Annotated in this window: 3 protein-coding genes and 1 pseudogene; all 4 read right to left on the bottom strand. The window is 64.0% G+C overall.

Going from position 1 to position 3,153, the window contains the following annotated elements; all coding sequences use genetic code 11:
* A pseudogene (locus VH499_RS00530) lies at positions 1–201 on the bottom strand (hypothetical protein); the annotation flags it as partial.
* A 101-nt stretch (positions 202–302) separates the two neighbouring features.
* Positions 303–1,805 carry a tripartite tricarboxylate transporter permease gene (locus VH499_RS00525; RefSeq protein WP_332050718.1) on the bottom strand — a complete coding sequence of 501 codons (1,503 nt, stop codon included), beginning with the start codon at positions 1,803–1,805 and terminating at the stop codon, positions 303–305.
* Between the two features lie 47 nt (positions 1,806–1,852).
* Positions 1,853–2,350 (bottom strand): tripartite tricarboxylate transporter TctB family protein, encoded by a 498-nt coding sequence (locus VH499_RS00520; protein WP_332050717.1) that lies wholly within the window; start codon positions 2,348–2,350, stop codon positions 1,853–1,855.
* Positions 2,351–2,424: 74 nt separating this feature from the next.
* Positions 2,425–3,153, bottom strand: a 729-nt coding sequence (locus VH499_RS00515) for a Bug family tripartite tricarboxylate transporter substrate binding protein (protein WP_332050716.1), incomplete at its 5' end; no start/stop codon positions are given.

The following is a 3,153-nucleotide window of genomic DNA, read 5'->3' as shown; positions in this document are numbered from 1 at the left end:
GCGGATGTCGTCGCGGCTGCGATAGACGTCCATCGACACGATGGCGTCCTTGAGCGCGGCATAGGCGCGGCTCTTGAAGCTTTCGGGGCTGCCGATCGGCTCGACCGCGACGCGAGGCGCGTCCGCCGGCTCCGCCGCCGGCAGCGATGCCGTCGCGAGGCGCAGGCCGGCAGCGCGGGGGGAGCGATCACCGTTGCTCATGGCTGGTATACAATATTCCAGAACGCGACCGCTGCGCAATGCATCTGCGGCCTCGGCCCACGCGATGTGCCTAAGCGCCCGCAACTACGGCCGGATTCGCCTTAGAGCGCAGGCCGGGTTCGCAGCCGGGTGAAGGCGTTCTGGATCAACGGCCAGAACAGCGCGACGAGGCCAAGCGCCATGATCGAGCTCACCAGCCCGTTGGAGAAGAAGATGGCGAGGCTTCCCTGCGACGACAGCAGCGACTGCCGGAATGCCTCCTCCGCCTTGTCGCCGAGCACGATCGCCAGCACCAGGGGCGCGAGCGGATAGTTGCACTTCTTCAGGACGTACCCGAGCACGCCGAACACCAGCATCATCACGACGTCGAAGGTCGAATTGTGCACGGTGTACGCGCCGATCGCGCAGAACATCAATATGATCGGGGCGATGATGCTGAACGGAATGCGCAGGATCGCGGCGAACAGCGGCACGCAGGTGAGCACCACCAGCAAGCCGACGACGTTGCCGAGATACATCGAGGCGATCAGGCCCCAGACGAACTCCTTCTGCTCCACGAACAGCAGTGGTCCGGGCTGCAGGCCCCAGATCAGGAGACCGCCGAGCAGCACCGCCGCGGTCGGCGAGCCCGGCACGCCGAGCGACAGCATGGGCAGCAGTGCCGAGGTGCCGGCGGCGTGCGCGGCGGTCTCGGGCGCGACCACGCCTTCGATCTCGCCGCGGCCGAACCGCTCGCCGTTCCTCGACACCCGCTTGGCGATGCCGTAGCTCATGAAGGAAGCCGGCGTGGCGCCCGCGGGGCTGATTCCCATCCAGCAGCCGATCACGCAGGAGCGCAGCGAGGTCATCCACAAACGCGGCAGCTCCTTCCAGGTCTGCAACACCACCTTCGGATTGATCCCGGCCGCGCCGCCCTTGAAGGTCAGTCCCTCCTCGATGGTGAGCAGAATCTCGCCGATGCCGAACAGGCCGATCACCGCGATGAGGAAATCGAAACCATTGAGGAGCTCGGTGTAGCCAAAGGTCAGCCGCAGCTGGCCAGTGATGCTGTCGAGGCCCACCGAAGCCAAGGCGAAGCCGATCATCATCGAGGCCACCGTCTTGAACGGCGGCTCCTTGCTCATACCGACGAAGCTGCAGAAGGCGAGGAAATAGACCCCGAACTTCTCCGCCGGCCCGAACTGCAAGGCGAACTTGGCGACGAGCGGCGCAACCAGCGTGATCATGATCACCGCGAACAACGCGCCGACGAAGGACGACGTAAAGGCGGCGGTGAGCGCCTCCCCGGCCCGGCCCTGCTGCGCCATGGGATGGCCGTCGAAGGTAGTCGCCACCGACCACGGCTCGCCGGGGATGTTGAACAAAACCGAGGTGATGGCGCCGCCGAACAGCGCGCCCCAGTAGATGCACGACAGCATGATGATCGCCGAGGTCGGCGACATGGAGAACGTCAGCGGCAGCAGGATAGCAACGCCGTTGGCGCCGCCGAGGCCAGGCAGCACGCCAATGATCACGCCGAGCATGATCCCGACGAGCATCACCAGGAGGTTGAAGGGCTCGAGGACGACGGCGAAGCCGTGAAACAGATTGACGATCTCTTCCATGCAATCGGTCTCGTTACCGCCACTCCTTCGGGCCTATCCGTCCGGCGTCAAAATCCGAGATACGCCTCGATCGGTCCTTTCGGCAAAGGCAGGAGGAACCACCTCTCGAAGACCAGGAAGGTGGCGACCGGCACCCCCAGTGCGACCGCGGCCACCATGCTCCAGCCATAGCGGCCGAGCCCCCGCATGAACGCGGCAATGAGCAGCACCGAAGCGACGTAGATTCCGATCCACGGAATAAGCGCGACGTAGATCGCGGTCGGCACCAACATGGCCATCACCTTGGCGAGCTGGCGCCATTCTGCGAACAGCTCACCGGCGGCGCCGTCCCTTCCGATGTGCAGCAAGTTCACGGCGCTCGAGACCAGGATCAGCACCCCGACATAGAACGGGAAGAAGCCGGCCTTCGGACCCTCCGCGCCCCAGCCAATGCCGGCTTGAAGGCTGCCGGCGATGATGATCAGCGCGAACAGGGCCACGGATGCGGCGACACCGATCTCGACTGCGCGTTGGGTCGGGCCGCTCGCGTCCTGGGAATTTTCCATCATTCATCCTTCATCCGGAACGAAGGTCGCGCCGGCGGGCGCTCGAGCCCGCCGGCGGCATCGACATCGAGACGTCAATTCTTGGCGAGAAAGCCGGCGGCCTTCATCAGCTCTTCGTGCCGCTTTTCCTCTTTGGCGACCCAATTCGTGTATTCGGACCCGGTCATGAAGGACTGATTGAACGCGCCGTTCTTCATGAGATCCTTCCACTCGGGAGTCTCTCTCACCTTCTGGAACAGGTCGATGTAGTAGTCCACCTGCTCCTTGGTTGCGCCCGGCGGCATGAAGATGCCGCGCAGCATCAGATACTCCATGTCGAGGCCCTGCGACTTGCAGGTCGGGATGCTATCCCAGGCAAGGTCGCCGACGATCTTGTCGTGGTAGTCGAGCTTCTTGCCGTCGAACACGCAGAGCGGCCGCAACTTCCCGCCGCGCCACTGCGCCACCGCCTCGATCGGGTTGTTGACGCTCGAATCGACGTGGTTGCCGACGAGCTGCACCGCGACTTCGCCGCCGCCCTTGTACGGAATATAGGTGAGCTTGGCGCCCGTGCTCTTCTCGATCGCCACCGTGATGATCTGATCCTCCTGTTTCGAGCCGGTGCCGCCCATCTTCATCTGGCCGTTTGCCGCCTTCGCCGCGTCGACATAGTCCTTGACCGACTTGTAAGGCTTCTCGGCATTGACCCACAGGACGAACTCGTCGAGCGCGAGCATCGCAACCGGCGTCAGATCCTTCCAGTTGAAGGGAATGCCGGTGGCAAGCGGCGTGGTGAACAGGTTCGAGAGCGTGATGATGATCTT

It is taken from the genome of Reyranella sp. (assembly GCF_036558665.1).
Taxonomy (GTDB): domain Bacteria; phylum Pseudomonadota; class Alphaproteobacteria; order Reyranellales; family Reyranellaceae; genus Reyranella.
The sequence above is the reverse complement of the archived record's forward strand: the minus strand, read 5'-3'. Positions and strand labels throughout refer to the sequence as shown.

Bases quoted from the DNA above. Each gene is read 5' to 3' on its own strand.
- VH499_RS00525 (WP_332050718.1), bottom strand. From the start codon at position 1,805: ATGGAAGAGATCGTCAATCTGTTTCACGGCTTCGCCGTCGTCCTCGAG.
- VH499_RS00520 (WP_332050717.1), bottom strand. From the start codon at position 2,350: ATGGAAAATTCCCAGGACGCGAGCGGCCCGACCCAACGCGCAGTCGAG.